At 69.4% G+C, this 16766-nt stretch carries 13 protein-coding genes and 1 pseudogene; 13 read left to right on the top strand and 1 reads right to left on the bottom strand.

The features are described 5' to 3' along the window. Positions 1 to 14: 14 nt before the first annotated feature. The gene (locus ACWD5Q_RS07110; protein WP_451426017.1) at positions 15 to 953 is read left to right on the top strand and encodes an N-acetylneuraminate synthase family protein; all 939 of its coding nucleotides are present in this window, start codon (positions 15 to 17) and stop codon (positions 951 to 953) included. A 26-nt stretch (positions 954 to 979) separates the two neighbouring features. Next, entirely contained in the window at positions 980 to 2218 is a 1239-nt protein-coding gene (locus ACWD5Q_RS07105; RefSeq protein ID WP_451426016.1) for a hypothetical protein, read from the top strand. 167 nt (positions 2219 to 2385) lie between these two features. Here the strand turns inward: ACWD5Q_RS07105 and ACWD5Q_RS07100 are convergent, their stop codons facing one another. Beyond that, on the bottom strand, positions 2386 to 3006 hold the full coding sequence (locus ACWD5Q_RS07100) for a GNAT family N-acetyltransferase (RefSeq protein WP_451426015.1): 621 nt from the start codon (positions 3004 to 3006) through the stop codon (positions 2386 to 2388). Between ACWD5Q_RS07100 and ACWD5Q_RS07095 the strand changes: the two genes are divergently transcribed. The 11 genes and pseudogenes from ACWD5Q_RS07095 to ACWD5Q_RS07045 form a co-directional block, all read left to right on the top strand. After that, positions 2980 to 3900 (top strand): LysR family transcriptional regulator, encoded by a 921-nt coding sequence (locus ACWD5Q_RS07095; RefSeq protein WP_451426014.1) that lies wholly within the window; start codon positions 2980 to 2982, stop codon positions 3898 to 3900. The genes ACWD5Q_RS07100 and ACWD5Q_RS07095 overlap by 27 nt on opposite strands. 81 nt (positions 3901 to 3981) lie before the next feature. Then, on the top strand, positions 3982 to 4653 hold the full coding sequence (locus ACWD5Q_RS07090) for a class I SAM-dependent methyltransferase (RefSeq protein WP_451426013.1): 672 nt from the start codon (positions 3982 to 3984) through the stop codon (positions 4651 to 4653). Positions 4654 to 5007: 354 nt separating this feature from the next. Beyond that, complete coding sequence (locus ACWD5Q_RS07085) at positions 5008 to 6225, top strand: amidohydrolase (protein WP_451426012.1); 1218 nt, start codon at positions 5008 to 5010, stop codon at positions 6223 to 6225. 324 nt (positions 6226 to 6549) lie between these two features. Then, a complete protein-coding gene (locus ACWD5Q_RS07080; RefSeq protein ID WP_451426150.1) occupies positions 6550 to 7617 on the top strand; it encodes a BMP family lipoprotein in 1068 nt (355 codons plus the stop codon). A 331-nt stretch (positions 7618 to 7948) separates the two neighbouring features. Beyond that, positions 7949 to 8998: a BMP family lipoprotein gene (locus tag ACWD5Q_RS07075; RefSeq protein WP_451426011.1), complete on the top strand. Its 1050-nt coding sequence runs from the start codon at positions 7949 to 7951 to the stop codon at positions 8996 to 8998. Positions 8999 to 9210: 212 nt separating this feature from the next. Next, on the top strand, positions 9211 to 10893 hold the full coding sequence (locus tag ACWD5Q_RS07070; protein WP_451426149.1) for an ABC transporter ATP-binding protein: 1683 nt from the start codon (positions 9211 to 9213) through the stop codon (positions 10891 to 10893). Beyond that, positions 10890 to 12014, top strand: coding sequence for an ABC transporter permease (locus tag ACWD5Q_RS07065; protein ID WP_451426010.1), 1125 nt, complete (start codon positions 10890 to 10892; stop codon positions 12012 to 12014). The genes ACWD5Q_RS07070 and ACWD5Q_RS07065 overlap by 4 nt, the downstream gene beginning before the upstream one ends. Further along, the gene (locus ACWD5Q_RS07060) at positions 12014 to 13276 is read left to right on the top strand and encodes an ABC transporter permease (protein ID WP_451426009.1); all 1263 of its coding nucleotides are present in this window, start codon (positions 12014 to 12016) and stop codon (positions 13274 to 13276) included. The genes ACWD5Q_RS07065 and ACWD5Q_RS07060 overlap by 1 nt, the downstream gene beginning before the upstream one ends. Next, positions 13273 to 13683, top strand: coding sequence for a cytidine deaminase (locus ACWD5Q_RS07055; protein ID WP_451426008.1), 411 nt, complete (start codon positions 13273 to 13275; stop codon positions 13681 to 13683). The genes ACWD5Q_RS07060 and ACWD5Q_RS07055 overlap by 4 nt, the downstream gene beginning before the upstream one ends. Before the next feature lie 68 nt (positions 13684 to 13751). Continuing rightward, positions 13752 to 15035 (top strand): thymidine phosphorylase, encoded by a 1284-nt coding sequence (locus tag ACWD5Q_RS07050; protein WP_451426007.1) that lies wholly within the window; start codon positions 13752 to 13754, stop codon positions 15033 to 15035. 789 nt (positions 15036 to 15824) lie between these two features. Next, positions 15825 to 16670: pseudogene (locus ACWD5Q_RS07045) on the top strand (reverse transcriptase N-terminal domain-containing protein); the annotation flags it as partial. Positions 16671 to 16766: the final 96 nt, after the last annotated feature.

The following is a 16766-nucleotide window of genomic DNA, read 5'->3' as shown; positions in this document are numbered from 1 at the left end:
GGAATGTCCCTTTCATGAACACCAACTCCCGTCTGCGCACGTTCGGTTCGCGTACCGCCGGTCCGGGTCAGCCCGTCTACATCTGCGGTGAGATCGGCATCAACCACAACGGTGAGCTGGAGAACGCGTTCAAGCTGATCGACGTGGCCGCCGAGGCCGGCTGCGACGCGGTCAAGTTCCAGAAGCGCACCCCGGAGATCTGCACCCCCCGCGACCAGTGGGACATCGAGCGCGACACCCCCTGGGGCCGGATGACCTACATCGACTACCGCCACCGCGTGGAGTTCGGTGAGGACGAGTACCGCCAGATCGACGCGCACTGCAAGGAGAAGGGCATCGACTGGTTCGCCTCCCCGTGGGACACCGAGGCCGTCGCCTTCCTGGAGAAGTTCGACGTCCCCGCCCACAAGGTGGCCTCCGCCTCCCTGACCGACGACGAGCTGCTGCGCGCTCTGCGCGCCACCGGCCGTACGGTCATCCTGTCCACCGGCATGTCGACCCCGAAGCAGATCCGCCACGCGGTCGAGGTCCTCGGCTCGGACAACATCCTCCTGTGCCACGCCACGTCGACGTACCCGGCGAAGGCCGAGGAGCTGAACCTGCGCGTGATCAACACCCTGCAGCAGGAGTACCCGAACGTCCCGATCGGCTACTCCGGCCACGAGACCGGCCTGCAGACCACCCTCGCGGCGGTCGCCCTCGGCGCCACCTTCGTCGAGCGCCACATCACCCTCGACCGCGCGATGTGGGGCTCCGACCAGGCCGCCTCCGTGGAGCCGCAGGGCCTCACGCGCCTGGTCCGCGACATCCGCATCATCGAGTCGTCGCTCGGCGACGGCGTGAAGAAGGTCTACGACTCCGAGCTGGGCCCGATGAAGAAGCTGCGCCGCGTCGCCGGCGTGGTGGCCGAGGCGGAGATCGCCGCGGCCGCCGGCGAGCCGGTGTCGGTCTGAGCGCCTTACGGGACGGTCGTACGCCGATGAGCCCCCGCGCCGGATCCGCCGGCCAGCCCACGCTCGCCTTCGTGGAGAGCCCGGTCCAGCTCCTGAACGTCCTGGAGTGGGCATACGGGCACGCGCTCCGCACGCAGGGGAGCGGTGCGCCCGAGCGCGGGGCGGCGATCCCCGCGCAGGGCGGACCCCGGTCCGGCGCGGGGCGCACGGCGGAGAGAGGCCCGGGGGCCGGCGGCGCGGGGCGTACGGGGGCGTCGGCCGCGGCGGGTCCGGCGCGTGAGGGGCTCACCCTCGTGGTGCTGTCGCCCACCGACCCGATGACCCGCGGCCAGCTCCGCCGCATGGCGGAACTGGCCCGCGAGGAGGGCCACGAGGTCCGCTGGGAGGAGGCCCGGGGCGGCGCGATGGCGCCCTTCCGGACGGTCGGCGGCCTCGCCCCCCTGCTGCGCCAGGCACGCCGGGTGGTGATAGGGGACCCTTTCTCCCGCTATGTCCAACTACTGCTGACCATCACCCGGGCCCGCGAGCTGGTGGTGGTGGACGACGGCACGGCGACGATGGAGTTCGTCGCCCAGCTCGCCCGCGGCGAACGCCTGGTGCGCTGGCACCGCAAGGGCGGCCGTCCGGGCCCCCGTGACCTGCTCTTCGCGCCGGTGTCGGCGTCGGCGCGGCGCCGGCTGAGGCCGGGCGCGCGGCGCACCGTGGAGGTCTTCTCGTCGATGCCGATCGACGAGGTACCGGCCGGGATCACGGTCACCGCGAACGACTTCGCCTGGACCCGGGCCCGCTTCGGACCGCCGCGTCTCACCAAGGGTGCGGACCTGGTGGGCACCTCCCTCGTGGAGACGGGCGTGGTGGACGGCGAGCGCTATCTGGAGGCGGTCCGCGGCCTCGTCGCGGCGTACGGCGCACGGCGCTACTTCGCCCACCGCCGCGAAAGCCCCGAGAAGCTGCACAGGCTGGCGGTCGAGGCGGGCCTGGAGGTGGTCCGCCCGGATCTGCCGCTGGAACTGATCGCCCGGCGCGGCCCCATCGGCCGTACGATCCTCAGCTTCCCGTCCACGGTCGTCCACACCCTCCCCCTGGCCCTGGCCGGCACGGAGGTGCGGGTCGCGGTGTGCGACATCGACCCGGCCTGGCTGACGGACCGGGCCTCACCCCGGGCCCAGGGCTTCCTGTCGGGAGTGACCGGAACGGCCCGGGACGTGGACCGGCTCTCGACGAGGGGCCCGACGGGTTCCCCGAGTTCCGCGAGTTCGGCGTAGCCGGTCCGGCGCGCCCGGCGCAGGACCGCGGGGCGGGGCCGCGTCCGTCGTCCTACGGCGCGGGGCCCGTCCCCTTCCCGTAGGAGGGGAGGAAAGGGACAGGCCCCGAGTACGGGTGAAGACAGCCGTGGCACGGCGGATTCCGGGCTCCGGGCCGGGCCGGGACGTCACTTCCGTTCCATGAGAACGTCGGCGCGGGCGTAGTAGTCGGCCACCGGGAGGCGGCTGCGGGTGATCCTGACAAACCCGGCTTCCTCGTAGAGGTGGATGGCGGGAGCCAGCTTGCTGTTCGTGCCGAGGAACAGCCGGGCACCGCCGAGCGCCTGGGCACGATCGATCGCTGCGGCTATGAGCCGGCGGCCGATGCCGCGTCCCTGCGCGGCGGGGGCCACAGCCATCTTCGCCAGCTCGAACACGGCGTCCGGGTAGGCAAGAAGCGCGACGCACCCGACGACGGTGCCGCTTTCCGGCTCGCGCGCCAGGAGCACGTCGCCGCCCGGGCCCACGATGCGGCCGAACGGATCTCCGAGTACCGCCCGGTCCTCTTCCTGCAGGGTGAACAGGCGCGAGATCCACTCCTCGTTCAACGCGCGGAACGCGTCGGCATCATCCGGTGAGGCGATCGAGGAGACCACGATCGGGGCAGCGGTGTACGGCATGAGGCGGGTTTCCTTCCCGGGGCAGCTTCCCGTCAGTAGCCTCCGGCCCCACTCACTCATATGTCCAATACAAGCGGTGGCCTCGATCGATAAGTTTGAACTATGGATCAGCGCATCGAGCTCCGTCATCTGCGGTACTTTCTGGCCGTGGCCGAGGAACTCCACTTCGGCCGTGCCGCCCAGCGGCTGAACATCGCCCAGCCGGCCCTGTCCCAGCAGATCAGGCAGCTCGAGAAGACCGTCGGCGTCGAGCTGTTCCGGCGGACCTCCCGAAGCGTCCGCCTCACCGACGCGGGAGCGGCGTTCCAGCCACGGGCGAGGGACCTGCTGGGCCGTCTGGCGGCCGACCTCGACGAGGCCGGCCGTGTCGGGCGCGGCGAGGCCGGCCGCCTGGACGTCGCCTTCATCACCTCCGCCACCGCGATCGTCAGCGAACGGCTCCGTGCGTTCTCCCGCCGCCGCCCGGACGTCCAGATCAAGCTGCACGACGGCTTCACCGTCGACGTCCTGGCGGCCCTGGAGCGGGGCACGGCCGACATCGGGATCGTGCGGGACGCCGAGGAGCGAGACGACATCGACCTCTCCCCGCTGACGACGGAACGGTTCGTCGCCGTCGTCCCCACAGAGCACCCCGCCGCAAGGGGTGACCACGTGGCGGCGGCGGCGCTGGCCGCTGACCCGCTGATCCTGTTCCCCCGGACAGCGGGAGCTCACGCGTTCGACGTGAACACACAGCCGTTGCGGGACGCCGGCATCGACGTCCAGGTCGCGCAGGAGTGCTCGAACTGGCACACCATCATCATGTTCGTCGCCGCCGGCCTCGGCGTCACCATCGCCCCCTACAGCGTCACGACGCTGCTCCCCGCGGGCGCCCGACGTCTCGAACTCGACGGGCCTCCCACAACGAGCCGGATCTTCATGGCCGCCCGCCGAGGAGACAACCGCCCCCTCGTGCAAGCCTTCGTCACCGCGTCCGAGTCGGTGACGGGTCGTGGCCACGACCGGACGACGAGAGCACGTTGACCTGCCGAGCGAGCACCTCCGAGCAGCCCGTCCGGCCGGTTCTCGCCGCTCGCCTCAGCGCCAGGAACTACTGTCGCGAGCATGGTCGAACACGATGCCCTCAGCACCACCCGCGAGGCCTACGACGCTGCTTCCTCCACGTATGCGGAGCTGTTCCGGGACGCGCTGCGTGACAGGCCCCTGGACCGAGCGATCCTGAGCGCCTTCGCCGAGGTCGTCCGTGCGAGCGGGGACGGTCAGGTCGCGGACCTGGGGTGCGGACCTGGCCATGTCACCGCGTATCTGGCCGGGCTGGGGCTGGCGGCGTTCGGCGTCGATGCCTCTCCTGCAATGATCAAGTTGGCTCGGCAGACCTATCCGGACCTGCGGTTCGACGTGGGCTCGATGGCCGCGCTGACCATCGCTGACGGCGTGCTGGGCGGCGTGCTCTCACGTTGGTCCGTCATCCATACTCCGCCGCAGGAACTCCCCGTCATCCTGGCGGAGTTCCACCGTGTGCTGGCACCCGGCGGCCACCTTCTGATCGGCTTCTCGGCAAGCGAAGGTCCGTCTCACCCGACACAGGTCTTCGATCACGCGGTCGCGCCGGCCTATCGGTGGTCGCCCGACCACCTCGCGGCGCTGCTGCGCAAGGCCGGGTTGGCCGAGGTGGCCCGGATGGTTCGCGAACCTCAGCCCACCGACCGACGGCAGTTCCAGGAGGTCCAGCTGCTCGCCCGCAAAGCTGAGAGGACGGCGGGCCGCTTCGGCTGACGGGCCGGCGGTGTGCCGTAGGGCGCGGACGGCGGCGTGGTACCCCCGGCCGAGGGGAATTGACCGGTCTTCCCGAGCGTTGCGCGGACGGGACGCTCGGACGCGAGAGCGGTCCCGGTCAGGGATCACCGGACGCCGTCGGCGGCGCCGGGACGGCCCGCGGTCACCCCGGCGGACCCGTTCACGGCCTTCTCAAGGATCCCCTCGTCCGGAAAAGACGGGCGAGTTTACCCCTCGTCACTGCCGGCTATGCGGCGTGCGGCCAGTTTTTCTTCCCCTGACGGGCTAAAGATTTGTTGATCGCAGGGAGAACGGCCGCCCGATCGCCCTACCCTTCAAAGGGTGAACCAATTGATGTCCCGAGAGCCCGAGGCCGATCACCCCGGGGACGCACTCCCCGGTTCCCTGCCCGAGTCGCTGCGTGCCGAACTCGTGGCCTTCCGCCGCGACCTGCACATGCACCCGGAACTCGGCAACCAGGAGTTCCGCACGACCGCCGCGATCAAGTCCCGCCTGGAGCAGGCGGGACTCGTGCCGCGCGTGCTTCCCGCCGGCACCGGGCTCATCTGCGACATCGGCGAACCGGACGGCGTACACCCGATCCTCGCGCTGCGCGGCGACATCGACGCGCTCCCGATCCCCGACACCAAGACCGACTGTGCCTACCGGTCCACCGTGCCCGACCGCGCCCACGCGTGCGGACACGACGTCCACACCACGGTCGTGCTGGGGGCCGGACTCGTCCTCGCCGAACTGCACCGCGAGGGCAGGCTGCCGCGGCCGGTCCGGCTGATCTTCCAGCCCGCGGAGGAGATCCTCCCGGGCGGTGCCACCGATGTGATCGAGGCCGGTGTGCTCGACGGGGTCGGACGGATCATCGCCGTGCACTGCGACCCGAAGGTCGACGTGGGGCGCATCGGGCTGCGGCACGGCCCCATCACCTCCGCCTGCGACCGGCTGGAAGTCACGCTCGCCGGTGCGGGCGGCCACACCGCGCGCCCGCACCTCACGACCGACCTCGTCACGGCGGTCGCGCGCGTCGCGGCGGATGTGCCGGGCCTGGTCGCGCGCCGCGTCGACGCCCGCAGCGGGCTCTCGGTCACCTGGGGGCGCATCGAGTCGGGGCACGCCTGCAACGTCATCCCGCAACACGCCGAGCTGGCCGGGACCGTACGCTGCCTGGACCTCGACACCTGGCGGCACGCGCCCGACGTCGTCCATGCGGCGATCGACGAGATCGCGAACTTCCACAAGGCGAAGTCCGCGATCAACTACGTACGCGGAGTGCCGCCCGTCGTCAACGACCTGGCCGTCACCGAACTCCTGCACGACGCCATGGCCGCACGCCGCGGTGTCCACGCCGTCGAGGACACCCAGCAGAGCCTCGGCGGTGAGGACTTCTCCTGGTTCCTGGAGCGGGTGCCCGGCGCCATGGCCCGCCTCGGTGTCCGCCGGCCGGGCGAGCGGACCGTCCGCGACCTGCACCAGGGCGACTTCGACGTGGACGAGGACGCGATCACGGTCGGGGTGGAGCTGTTCACGGCTGCCGCGCTGCTGGACGCGGAGCGTTAGACGGACGGGGAGGCCGGGGAGCGTGGGCGGTGCGTGCCCGCGCTCTCACCGGGGCACCCGGCTCGCCCGCCCCGCCCCGCCTCTCCCGATGGCCGGAAGAAGCCGCCGTTCGCCCCTCTTTGTCCGCTTGCGTGATCCGGCCGTAACGGGCGGCGCGGAATCGTGACCCGATGTCGGCACAAAACGATAACGGCCAGGAGATACCCCGTTCCCCTCCCCTTCTACGCGCGTTACTGTGCGCCGGAATCGCTGCGGTGGCGGCGCGTTCGGGAAACGGACCGGTGACGGTGCCGTGGGGATGAAGGGGTGCTAGCTGTGCGTCTGATCTCTCGGAGGACGAGGTTCTCCCAAGCTGCGGTGGCCGTCGCGGTCGTCGCCCTCGCGGCCGCCGGGTGCGGCAAGTCCAGCACCGATTCCACCGGCAGCTCGGGTGGTAAGAACGCGTCCGGCTACGCGGGCAAGGGCATTGGTCTCGCCTACGACATCGGCGGCAAGGGCGACCAGTCCTTCAACGACGCAGCCTTCGCCGGTTTCGAGAAGGCCGAGAAGGAGTTCAAGATCGGCGGCCGGGACATCGAGCCGCAGGACGGCGAGTCCAGCGCGGACAAGGTGCAGCGCCTGGAGCAGCTCGCGAAGGCCGGTTACAACCCGATCGTCGGGGTCGGCTTCGTCTACGCGCCCGCCGTCAAGGAGGTCGCGGCCAAGTACCCGAAGATCACCTTCGGCATCATCGACGACGACACGGTCAAGGCGAGCAACGTCGCCGACCTGGTCTTCCACGAGGAGCAGTCCTCGTACCTGGCCGGTGTCGCCGCGGCGAAGGCGACCAAGAAGAACCACATCGGGTTCATCGGCGGCGTGGACATCCCGCTCATCCACAAGTTCGGGGCGGGCTTCGTCCAGGGCGCCAAGTCCGTCAACCCGAAGATCAAGATCGAGTCGCAGTATCTGACCCAGACGCCTCAGGAGGGCGGCTTCTCCAGCCCCGACAAGGGCAAGGACGCGGCGAACGGCCAGATCGAGGCGGGCGCCGACGTGATCTACCAGGCGGCGGGTCTGTCGGGCCAGGGCGTGATCCAGGCCGCCGCCGAGCACAAGGTGTGGGCGATCGGCGTCGACTCCGACCAGTACCAGCAGTCCGCCCTGGCCAAGTACAAGGACTACATCCTCGGCTCGGCCCTGAAGAACGTCGGCGGCGCGGTCTACGACCTCACCAAGTCGGTCGTCGACGGCAAGCCGCTGACCGGCGAAGTCCGCGGCGACCTCAAGTCGGGCGGCGTCGGCTTCGCCGACTCCAACCCGAAGTACCAGGCCATGAAGGACGTCGTCGCGGCGGTCGACAAGGCCAAGCAGGACATCATCGACGGCAAGGTCACCGTCAACACGCAGTGACGCCACCGGCCCGGCCGGCTGCCGGCCGCCCGGGCCGGAAGCGCCGGACACCGTCTGCCCATCCGCCCCGTTGGACCCGCTCCGACGGGGCGGAGTGCTGCGACGGGCTCCCCCCCGTCCCACCCCCGCACCACAAGCCCCACCCCTCCCTGTGACGCCCCGCACCCTTGCCATTCGCAAGCGCCGCACCGCGCTCCGTGACGTGCCCTGTGTCAGTGGCCACATCTCGATAACGGACCGGACAGAAGGGGTTTTCCGTCCGGTCTACGCGCGTTACGCTGCCGCGGAACCAGCGCCTGGTATGGGCGCTTGCACAAAGGAGTCACGTTCCATGCGCCGGGTGTCCCGCATCGCCGTCGCGGGGGTTGCAACCGCAGCTCTCGCCGTCACCGTATCCGCCTGTGGCAGCTCGTCCACGTCGTCCGCCGGTGGCAGCGGCAAGTCCAAGGGCATAGGCCTCGCGTACGACATCGGCGGCAAGGGTGACCAGTCCTTCAACGACGCCGCGTACGCCGGTTTCCAGAAGGCCGAGAAGGACTTCGGCGTCAGCGGCCGGGACGTCGAGCCGCAGGACGGCGAGACGGACGCCGACAAGGCGCAGCGCCTGGAGACGCTCGCCAAGGCGGGTTACAACCCCGTCATCGGCGTCGGCTTCGTGTACGCGCCGGCCGTCAAGGAGGTCGCGGCCAAGTTCCCGAAGGTGACCTTCGGCATCGTCGACGACAACACCATCCAGGCGAAGAACGTCGCCGACCTGGTCTTCCACGAGGAGGAGTCCTCCTACCTCGCCGGTGTCGCCGCCGCCAAGACCACCAAGAAGAACCACATCGGGTTCATCGGCGGTGTGGACGTCCCGCTCATCCACAAGTTCGGGGCGGGCTTCGTCCAGGGTGCCCAGTCCGTCAACCCGAAGATCAAGATCGAGACGCAGTACCTGACGCAGACCGCCCAGGAAGGCGGCTTCGCCAGCCCCGACAAGGGCGAGAACGCCGCGAACGGCCAGATCGACGCCGGTGCGGACGTGATCTACGCCGCCGCCGGCCTCTCCGGTCAGGGCGTCATCAAGGCCGCCGCCACGCACAAGGTGTGGGCGATCGGCGTCGACTCCGACCAGTACAACCAGAGCGCTCTGGCGGCGTACAAGGACTACATCCTCACCTCGGCGCTCAAGAACGTCTCCGGTTCGGTGTACGACCTCGCCAAGTCCGTCATCAAGGACGGCAAGCCGCTGAGCGGTGAGATCCGCGGCAGCCTCGCCAACAACGGCGTCGGTCTCGCCGACTCCAACCCGGTGTTCAAGAACAACGCCGACCTCCAGGCCGCCCTGAAGAAGGCCGAGCAGGGCATCAAGGACGGCTCGATCAAGGTCAAGTCCTCCTGACCGGGCGATCGCGGCCGGCCGGGGGCATGGCCAAAAAGGCGCTGTAATGGCAGCGTTACGGTCACGGAACGGGGCGCGGGGAGGATGACCCACTCGCGCCCCGTTCGCGCGGCAGAATGCTCGGAACGGATCGAAAGTGACCGGGTCCGGGCACTATTTAAAGCAGGGGCGCTACGCGCGTAGAGCGGCCCCTTTCCCAAGGAGAGTGCGCCATCGACGCGTCCAGCAGCCCTCCGCTCACCGCACCGTCCACGACCGCGGTCGAGCTGGCGGGTATCACCAAGCGATTCCCCGGTGTCGTCGCCAACCACGACATCCATCTGACCGTCCGCAAAGGCACCGTGCACGCCCTCGTCGGCGAGAACGGCGCCGGCAAGTCGACGCTGATGAAGATCCTCTACGGCATGCAGAAGCCGGACGAGGGCACGATCACCGTCGACGGCGAGCAGGTGACCTTCAACAGCCCCGCGGACGCCATCGCGCGCGGCATCGGCATGGTCCACCAGCACTTCATGCTCGCCGACAACCTCACGGTGCTGGAGAACGTGGTCCTCGGCAGCGAGAAGCTGTACGGCATCGGCGGCGGCGCCCGTAAGAAGATCAAGGAGATCTCCGAGCGCTACGGCCTCGGCGTACGCCCCGACGTCCTGGTCGAGGACCTCGGCGTCGCCGACCGCCAGCGCGTCGAGATCCTCAAGGTCCTCTACCGCGGCGCCAAGACCCTCATCCTCGACGAGCCGACCGCCGTACTCGTCCCGCAGGAGGTCGACGCGCTCTTCGCCAACCTGCGCGAGCTGAAGTCCGAGGGCCTCTCCGTCATCTTCATCTCCCACAAGCTGGGCGAGGTCCTGTCGGTCGCCGACGACATCACCGTCATACGGCGCGGCACGACGGTCGGTACCGCCGTGCCCTCGAAGACCACCCCCCGCCAGCTCGCCGAGCTGATGGTCGGCAGCGAACTGCCCACCCCACAGACCGCCGAGTCGACCGTGACGGACCGGCCGGTGATCGAGGTCAAGGGCCTCACCGTCCTCGCGAGCGGCGGCCCCTCGCTCGGCGAACTCGCCGAACCCGCCTCCACCGGCCTGCTCACCGAGACGACCGCCGAGAGCGCGGCGGGTGTGCGCCGCGTCCTCGACGACGTCACCTTCACCATCCACGCCGGCGAGGTCATGGGCATCGCCGGTGTCGAGGGCAACGGCCAGACCGAACTGATCGACGCGCTGATCGGCCTGAAGAGCGCCGACTCCGGTTCCCTCTCCTTCCTCGGCGAGGACATCACCGCCTGGCCCACCCGCAAGCGCCGCGAGCAGGGCGTCGGCTACATCCCCGAGGACCGCCACCGCCACGGCCTCCTCCTCGAGGCCCCGCTGTGGGAGAACCGCATCCTCGGCCATGTCACCGAGCGCCCCAACGCCAAGGGCTTCTGGCTCGACCCCAAGGGCGCCCAGAAGGACACCCGGCGGATCGTCAGGGAGTACGACGTCCGCACGCCCGGCATCGACGTCACCGCCGCCTCCCTCTCCGGCGGCAACCAGCAGAAGCTGATCGTCGGCCGCGAGATGAGCCACCACCCGAAGTTCCTGATCGCCGCCCACCCCACCCGCGGCGTGGACGTCGGCGCGCAGGCGCAGATCTGGGACCAGATCCGCGCGGCCCGCCGCGAGGGCCTGGCCGTGCTGCTGATCTCCGCCGACCTGGACGAGCTGATCGGCCTCTCCGACACCCTGCGGGTGATCTACAACGGCCGGCTGGTCGCCGACGCCGACCCCGCCACCATCACGCCCGAGCAACTGGGCTCGGCCATGACGGGTGCCGCGTCCGGTCACCTGGAACACGTAGAGAACGCCACAGAAGGCGACGCAGACGCCGGCCCGGAGGACGACGCCCGATGAAGAAGTTCGACAAGGAGCGGGTGCTCCTCGCGGTGGCCGGTCCGGTCATCGCGCTCGTCGCCGCGATCCTGCTCACCTCGATCGTGCTGGTCGCCTCCGGCAAGAACCCGTTCGAGCCGTACCGGCTGATGATCGAGCAGGCGACGTTCTCCGACGTCCAGGTGCTGATCATCAACCAGGCGTCGATGTACTACCTGGCGGCGCTCGCGGTGGCCGTCGGCTTCCGCATGAACCTGTTCAACATCGGCGTCGACGGCCAGTACCGCCTCGCCGCGATGATGACCGCCGTCGTCGGCGCGCACCTCGCGCTGCCGTCCTTCCTGCAGATCCCGGTGCTCCTGCTGGTCGCCATGTGCACCGGCGCCTTCTGGGCCGGTATCGCGGGCGTCCTGAAGACCACCCGGGGCGTGAGCGAGGTCGTCGCGACGATCATGCTCAACGCCATCGCCACCAGCGTCATCGGCTATCTCACCCTCTCCGACGTGTGGGGCGTGCAGGTCGGCAACAACATGACCACCGGCACCATGAAGAAGTCCGGCTGGTTCCCGGGCATCAACCTGGGCTCCGACGTCGGCGAGATCTACGGCCTGGTCTTCCTCGCCGTCGTCGCGGGCGTCCTGTACTGGCTCGTCCTCAACCGCACCCGCTTCGGCTTCGACCTGCGCGCCACCGGCGCCTCCGAGACCGCCGCCGCGGCCTCCGGCGTCGACGCCAAGAAGATGGTCCTCACCGCGATGCTGATCTCCGGCGCGGTCGCGGGCCTGTCCGGCCTGCCGCTGCTGCTCGGCGACGCCCACACCTACAGCCTGAGCTTCCCGACAGGCCTCGGCTTCACCGGCATCACCATCGCTCTGCTCGGCCGCAACAACCCGGTCGGCATCGCCTTCGCCGCGCTGCTGATCGCCTTCCTGGACAAGGCGTCTCCCGCCCTCGACTACGCGACCCCGGTGGCGTACGAGAAGGAGATCGCCACGATCATGCAGGGCCTGATCGTCTTCGCGGTCGTCATCTCGTACGAGGCCGTACGCCAGTGGGGCCTGCGCCGCCAGCAGAAGCGGGTGGGCGCCGAGCTGGCCGCCCAGGCCGTCAACAACTCGCACAAGAAGGAGGTGGCTGCCTGATGTCCACCGCGACCGTCGCCAAGCCGAAGGCGCAGCAGCCCGGCAAGGGCAGCCGCCGTATGTCGCTCCCGGTACTCCTGCTGATCGTCGCCGGTGTACTGGTCCTGACCTCGATCGTCCGGCTGATCACCGGCGCGGACGGCATCACCTCGACCGGCCAGATGTCCACGGCGCTGCGCCTGGCCGTCCCGATCGGCCTCGCGGGCCTCGGCGGTCTGTGGGCCGAGCGTGCCGGCGTCGTCAACATCGGCCTCGAGGGCATGATGATCCTCGGCACCTGGTTCGGTGCCTGGGCCGGCTACCAGTGGGGCCCGTGGACCGGTGTCGTCTTCGGCATCATCGGCGGTGCGCTCGGCGCTCTGCTGCACGCCATCGCCACCGTCACCTTCAACGTGAACCACATCGTCTCCGGTGTGGCGATCAACATCCTGGCCCTCGGCACCACCCGCTACCTGTCGAAGTTCACCTTCGAGAACGCGCCCCAGGGCTCCTCCAAGCAGTCCCCGCCGATCGACTCGCTCGGCACCTTCGACATCCCGGGCCTGTCCAGCGCCCTGGACACGCTCAACCAGAAACACTGGTTCCTGGTCTCCGACATCGCGGGCCTCATCGGCGGTCTGGTCACGGACCTGTCCCCGCTCACCGTGATCGCGGTGGCCCTCGTCCCGCTCAGCTGGTGGGTGCTGTGGCGCACGGCCTTCGGTCTGCGGCTGCGCTCCTGCGGCGAGAACCCGGTGGCGGCCGAGTCGCTCGGCGTCAACGTCTACAAGTACAAGTACATCGCCGTGATCATCTCCGGTGGTTTCGCGGGCCTCGGCGGCGCGTTCCTGTCGATCGTGGCGTCCAACGTGTACCTCGACGGCCAGACCGCCGGCCGCGGCTACATCGGTCTCGCCGCGATGATCTTCGGCAACTGGATGCCGGGCGGACTCGCCCTGGGCGCGGGCCTGTTCGGCTACACCGACAGCCTGAACCTGCGCGGCGGCACCACCAACGTGCACGCCCTGATCCTGCTGCTCGGCATCCTGGTGGTGTGCGGCGTGGCCTACCTCGCCTGGAAGAAGCGGTACGTCCCGGCGGTGATCACCGCCGTGGTCGCGGCGCTGCTCTTCGTCTGGTACTCCACCACGAGCGACGTGCCCGCGCAGCTCGTGACCGCGACCCCGTACCTCGTCACGCTGCTGGTGCTCTCGCTGTCCGCGCAGAGCCTGCGGATGCCGAAGGCGGACGGCATGCCGTACCGGAAGGGACAAGGCAAGTGACCCCACCCACCCCGCCCACCACAATCGACTGGGAAGCCCTGCGGGAGCAGGCGCGCGCGGCGATGGCCCGCGGGTACGCCCCCTACTCGGGCTACCCGGTCGGTGTCGCGGCACTCGTCGACGACGGACGCGTCGTCACCGGATGCAATGTGGAGAACGCCTCCTACGGCCTCAGCCTGTGTGCCGAGTGCGGACTCGTCTCCGCGCTGCAGAACAGCGGGGGCGGCCGGCTGACGCACTTCACCTGCGTCGACGGCGACGGCAGCATCCTCGTGCCGTGCGGCCGCTGCCGCCAGCTGCTGTACGAGTTCGGCGGCCCGGATCTGCTGCTGGAGACCCCGGCGGGCATCCTGCCGCTGTCGCAGATGCTGCCCCAGCCGTTCGGCCCGGACCATCTCGCCAAGTGACTCCCGTGCGGCCCCCCGAGTCGACTGGCTCAGGGGGCCGCACACCTTCGGACCTTCGGAAGGAAACCATGGCCATGGACGCCATCTCCGTCATCCGCACCAAGCGGGACCGCGGTGAGCTGAGCGACGAGCAGATCGACTGGGTCATCGACGCGTACACGCGGGGCGAGGTCGCCGACGAGCAGATGTCCGCACTCGCGATGGCCATCCTGCTCAACGGCATGAACCGCCGCGAGATCGCCCGCTGGACCGCCGCGATGATCTCCTCCGGCGAGCGGATGGACTTCTCCTCGCTGTCCCGCCCGACGGCCGACAAGCACTCGACCGGCGGCGTCGGCGACAAGATCACCCTCCCGCTGGCACCGCTGGTCGCCGCCTGCGGCGCGGCCGTCCCGCAACTGTCCGGCCGCGGCCTCGGCCACACCGGCGGCACCTTGGACAAGCTGGAGTCGATCCCCGGCTGGCGCGCCCTGCTGTCGAACGAGGAGATGCTGCACGTCCTCGACACGACCGGCGCGGTGATCTGCGCGGCGGGCGACGGCCTGGCGCCCGCCGACAAGAAGCTCTACGCGCTGCGCGACGTCACCGGCACGGTCGAGGCGATCCCCCTGATCGCCTCCTCGATCATGTCGAAGAAGATCGCGGAGGGCACGGGCTCGCTGGTCCTGGACGTGAAGGCCGGCTCGGGCGCCTTCATGAAGACGATCGAGGACGCGCGGGAACTGGCGTCCACGATGGTGGGCCTCGGAACGGACCACGGTGTGAAGACGGTGGCGCTGCTCACCGACATGTCCACACCCCTGGGCCTGACGGCGGGCAACGCGCTGGAGGTCCGCGAGTCGGTCGAGGTCCTGGCGGGCGGCGGTCCGGCGGACGTGGTGGAGCTGACGATCGCCCTGGCGCGCGAGATGCTGGACGCGGCCGGCGTGAAGGACGCGGACCCGGCGAAGGCGCTGGCCGACGGCTCGGCGATGGACGTCTGGCGCCGGATGATCGCGGCCCAGGGCGGCGATCCGGACGCGTCGCTGCCGGCCTCGAAGGAACAGCATGTGGTGAAGGCCCCGTCGGCGGGCGTGCTGACCCGGCTCGACGCCTACGCCGTCGGTGTCGCCGCCTGGCGCCTCGGTGCGGGCCGCGCCCGCAAGGAGGACCCGGTGCAGGCCGCGGCCGGCATCGAGATGCACGCCAAGCCGGGCGACACGGTGACGGCGGGCCAGCCGCTGCTGACCCTGCACACGGACACCCCCGAGCGCTTCGCGTACGCGCTGCAGGCGATCGAGGGCGCCTACGACCTCGCGGCCCCGGGCGCGGACTTCGCCGCCTCGCCGGTGGTGCTGGAACGCATCGCCTGACCTGGGCTTTCCCCTTTCGGGTGAACGGGACCGGTGGACCGCCGCCGGTCCCGTTCGGCATGCTGGGATCGGTGACGCACCGATAGGAGACACCGCCAGTGCGACACGAAGTCGCTCCACCCAAGTGGATGGCCTGTACGAGGAAAGAAGGTCATGAGCAGGTCATCCCGGACCAGTGTCCAAGGTCCGTCCCCACTTCCGCATGCGTCGCTGGCAACGGCGGGGTGTGAAGCCGGAAGCGCAAGCCCAAGAGCGGCACGGCCATCGGACCGCAACAGGCGAGGGGAAGACCGGACGGGCTAATGCGAATGAACCCTTGACGAAGTCTCGTAACTCCTCTGCCGCGTCGATGGTGAGCTGTCGGCGGCGAATAGGCCCTGGCGTGGAAGAGCGCATGACGACCCCTGAAGATTGGCGTCGAAGGGGGAGGACACCGTCGGGCCCGGGATTAAGAGGGAGCCCACCCCGGTCGCATCTTGTGGGAGTGGAACGTGGAAACCCCGTTGGAGTCCGGGAGCGATCCCGGTAAGCCGGAGGTAACGAAGGCCCAAGCCTCCAGCGGGACAGGATGATCCGAGAAGCGAACGCCGACAGGGTGAAAGCCCAGAGGAAAGGGACGCGGAGTCCTCTACCGCGTCACATAACTCGTCGGATACGGGAGCAATACCCCGGCCCGAAAGGGAGCCCACGCGGATCAGGTGGGCCCGTGAAGAAGAACTGCAAAGGACCTCGAACCGAAGGGCAAGTTGGATGCCGAAGGCAGGTGAAGCAGCGACGCCTGTGGCGACGATGCCTCCTACGACGGCGAACGGACCGGAGGACTACGCCCAAGCCTGGCACGACATTGATTGGGCCAAGGCGGAAGCGGTGGTACGGCGACTGAGGCAGCGCATCTTCACAGCCACGCAGGAAGGGGACCTGAAGAAGGTCCGGAACTTGCAGAAGCTGATGCTGCGGTCTCACGCGAACACGCTCGTGAGCGTGAAGCGGGTGACGCAGCAGAGCACAGGCCGTCGGACAGCAGGGATTGACCGAGAACGTGCGCTCACTCCGAGCGCGCGAGGGCGACTGGCCGCTGAAATCGCAGCGGAGCGTTGTCCTGGAAATCCCCTGCCCGTCCGGCGTGTGTACATTCCCAAAGCCAACGGAAAGCAGCGCCCCTTGGGTATTCCAGTGATCCGTGACCGGGTCCGCCAGGCTCGCGTCAAGAACGCACTGGAACCCGAGTGGGAAGCCCGGTTCGAGCAGCGAAGCTACGGTTTCCGCCCTGGCCGGGGCTGTCATGACGCGATCGGTGCCATCTTCAATATCGCAGGCCAGAGACGGGCCAGGCGGTTATGGGTGCTCGACGCTGATCTGACAGCGGCTTTCGACCGCATTTCGCACGACCACCTGATGGGCCTCATCGGTACCTTCCCGGCGCGGGAAGCGATCCGGGGGTGGCTCAAGGCGGGGGTGATGGATTGCGGACGATTCTCGCCCACCGATGAGGGGACTCCTCAGGGTGGTGTGATCAGCCCGCTGCTGCTCAACGTGGCCTTGCACGGCATGGAGACAGCGGCCGGACATATCACGGAGGGACGCTCCAACAAGTCCCGAAGGGATGCTCCGGTCCTGGTTCGGTACGCGGATGACTGTGCGCCACGAACACAACAGGAGGTTCCGATGTAGACGGAAGCTCTTGACGTGATGCTGCACTGGTGATGGAGGTGGGCCCTCCGGGATCGCCCA

The organism is Streptomyces sp. NPDC002513, assembly GCF_053595355.1.
The sequence above is the reverse complement of the archived record's forward strand: the minus strand, read 5'-3'. Positions and strand labels throughout refer to the sequence as shown.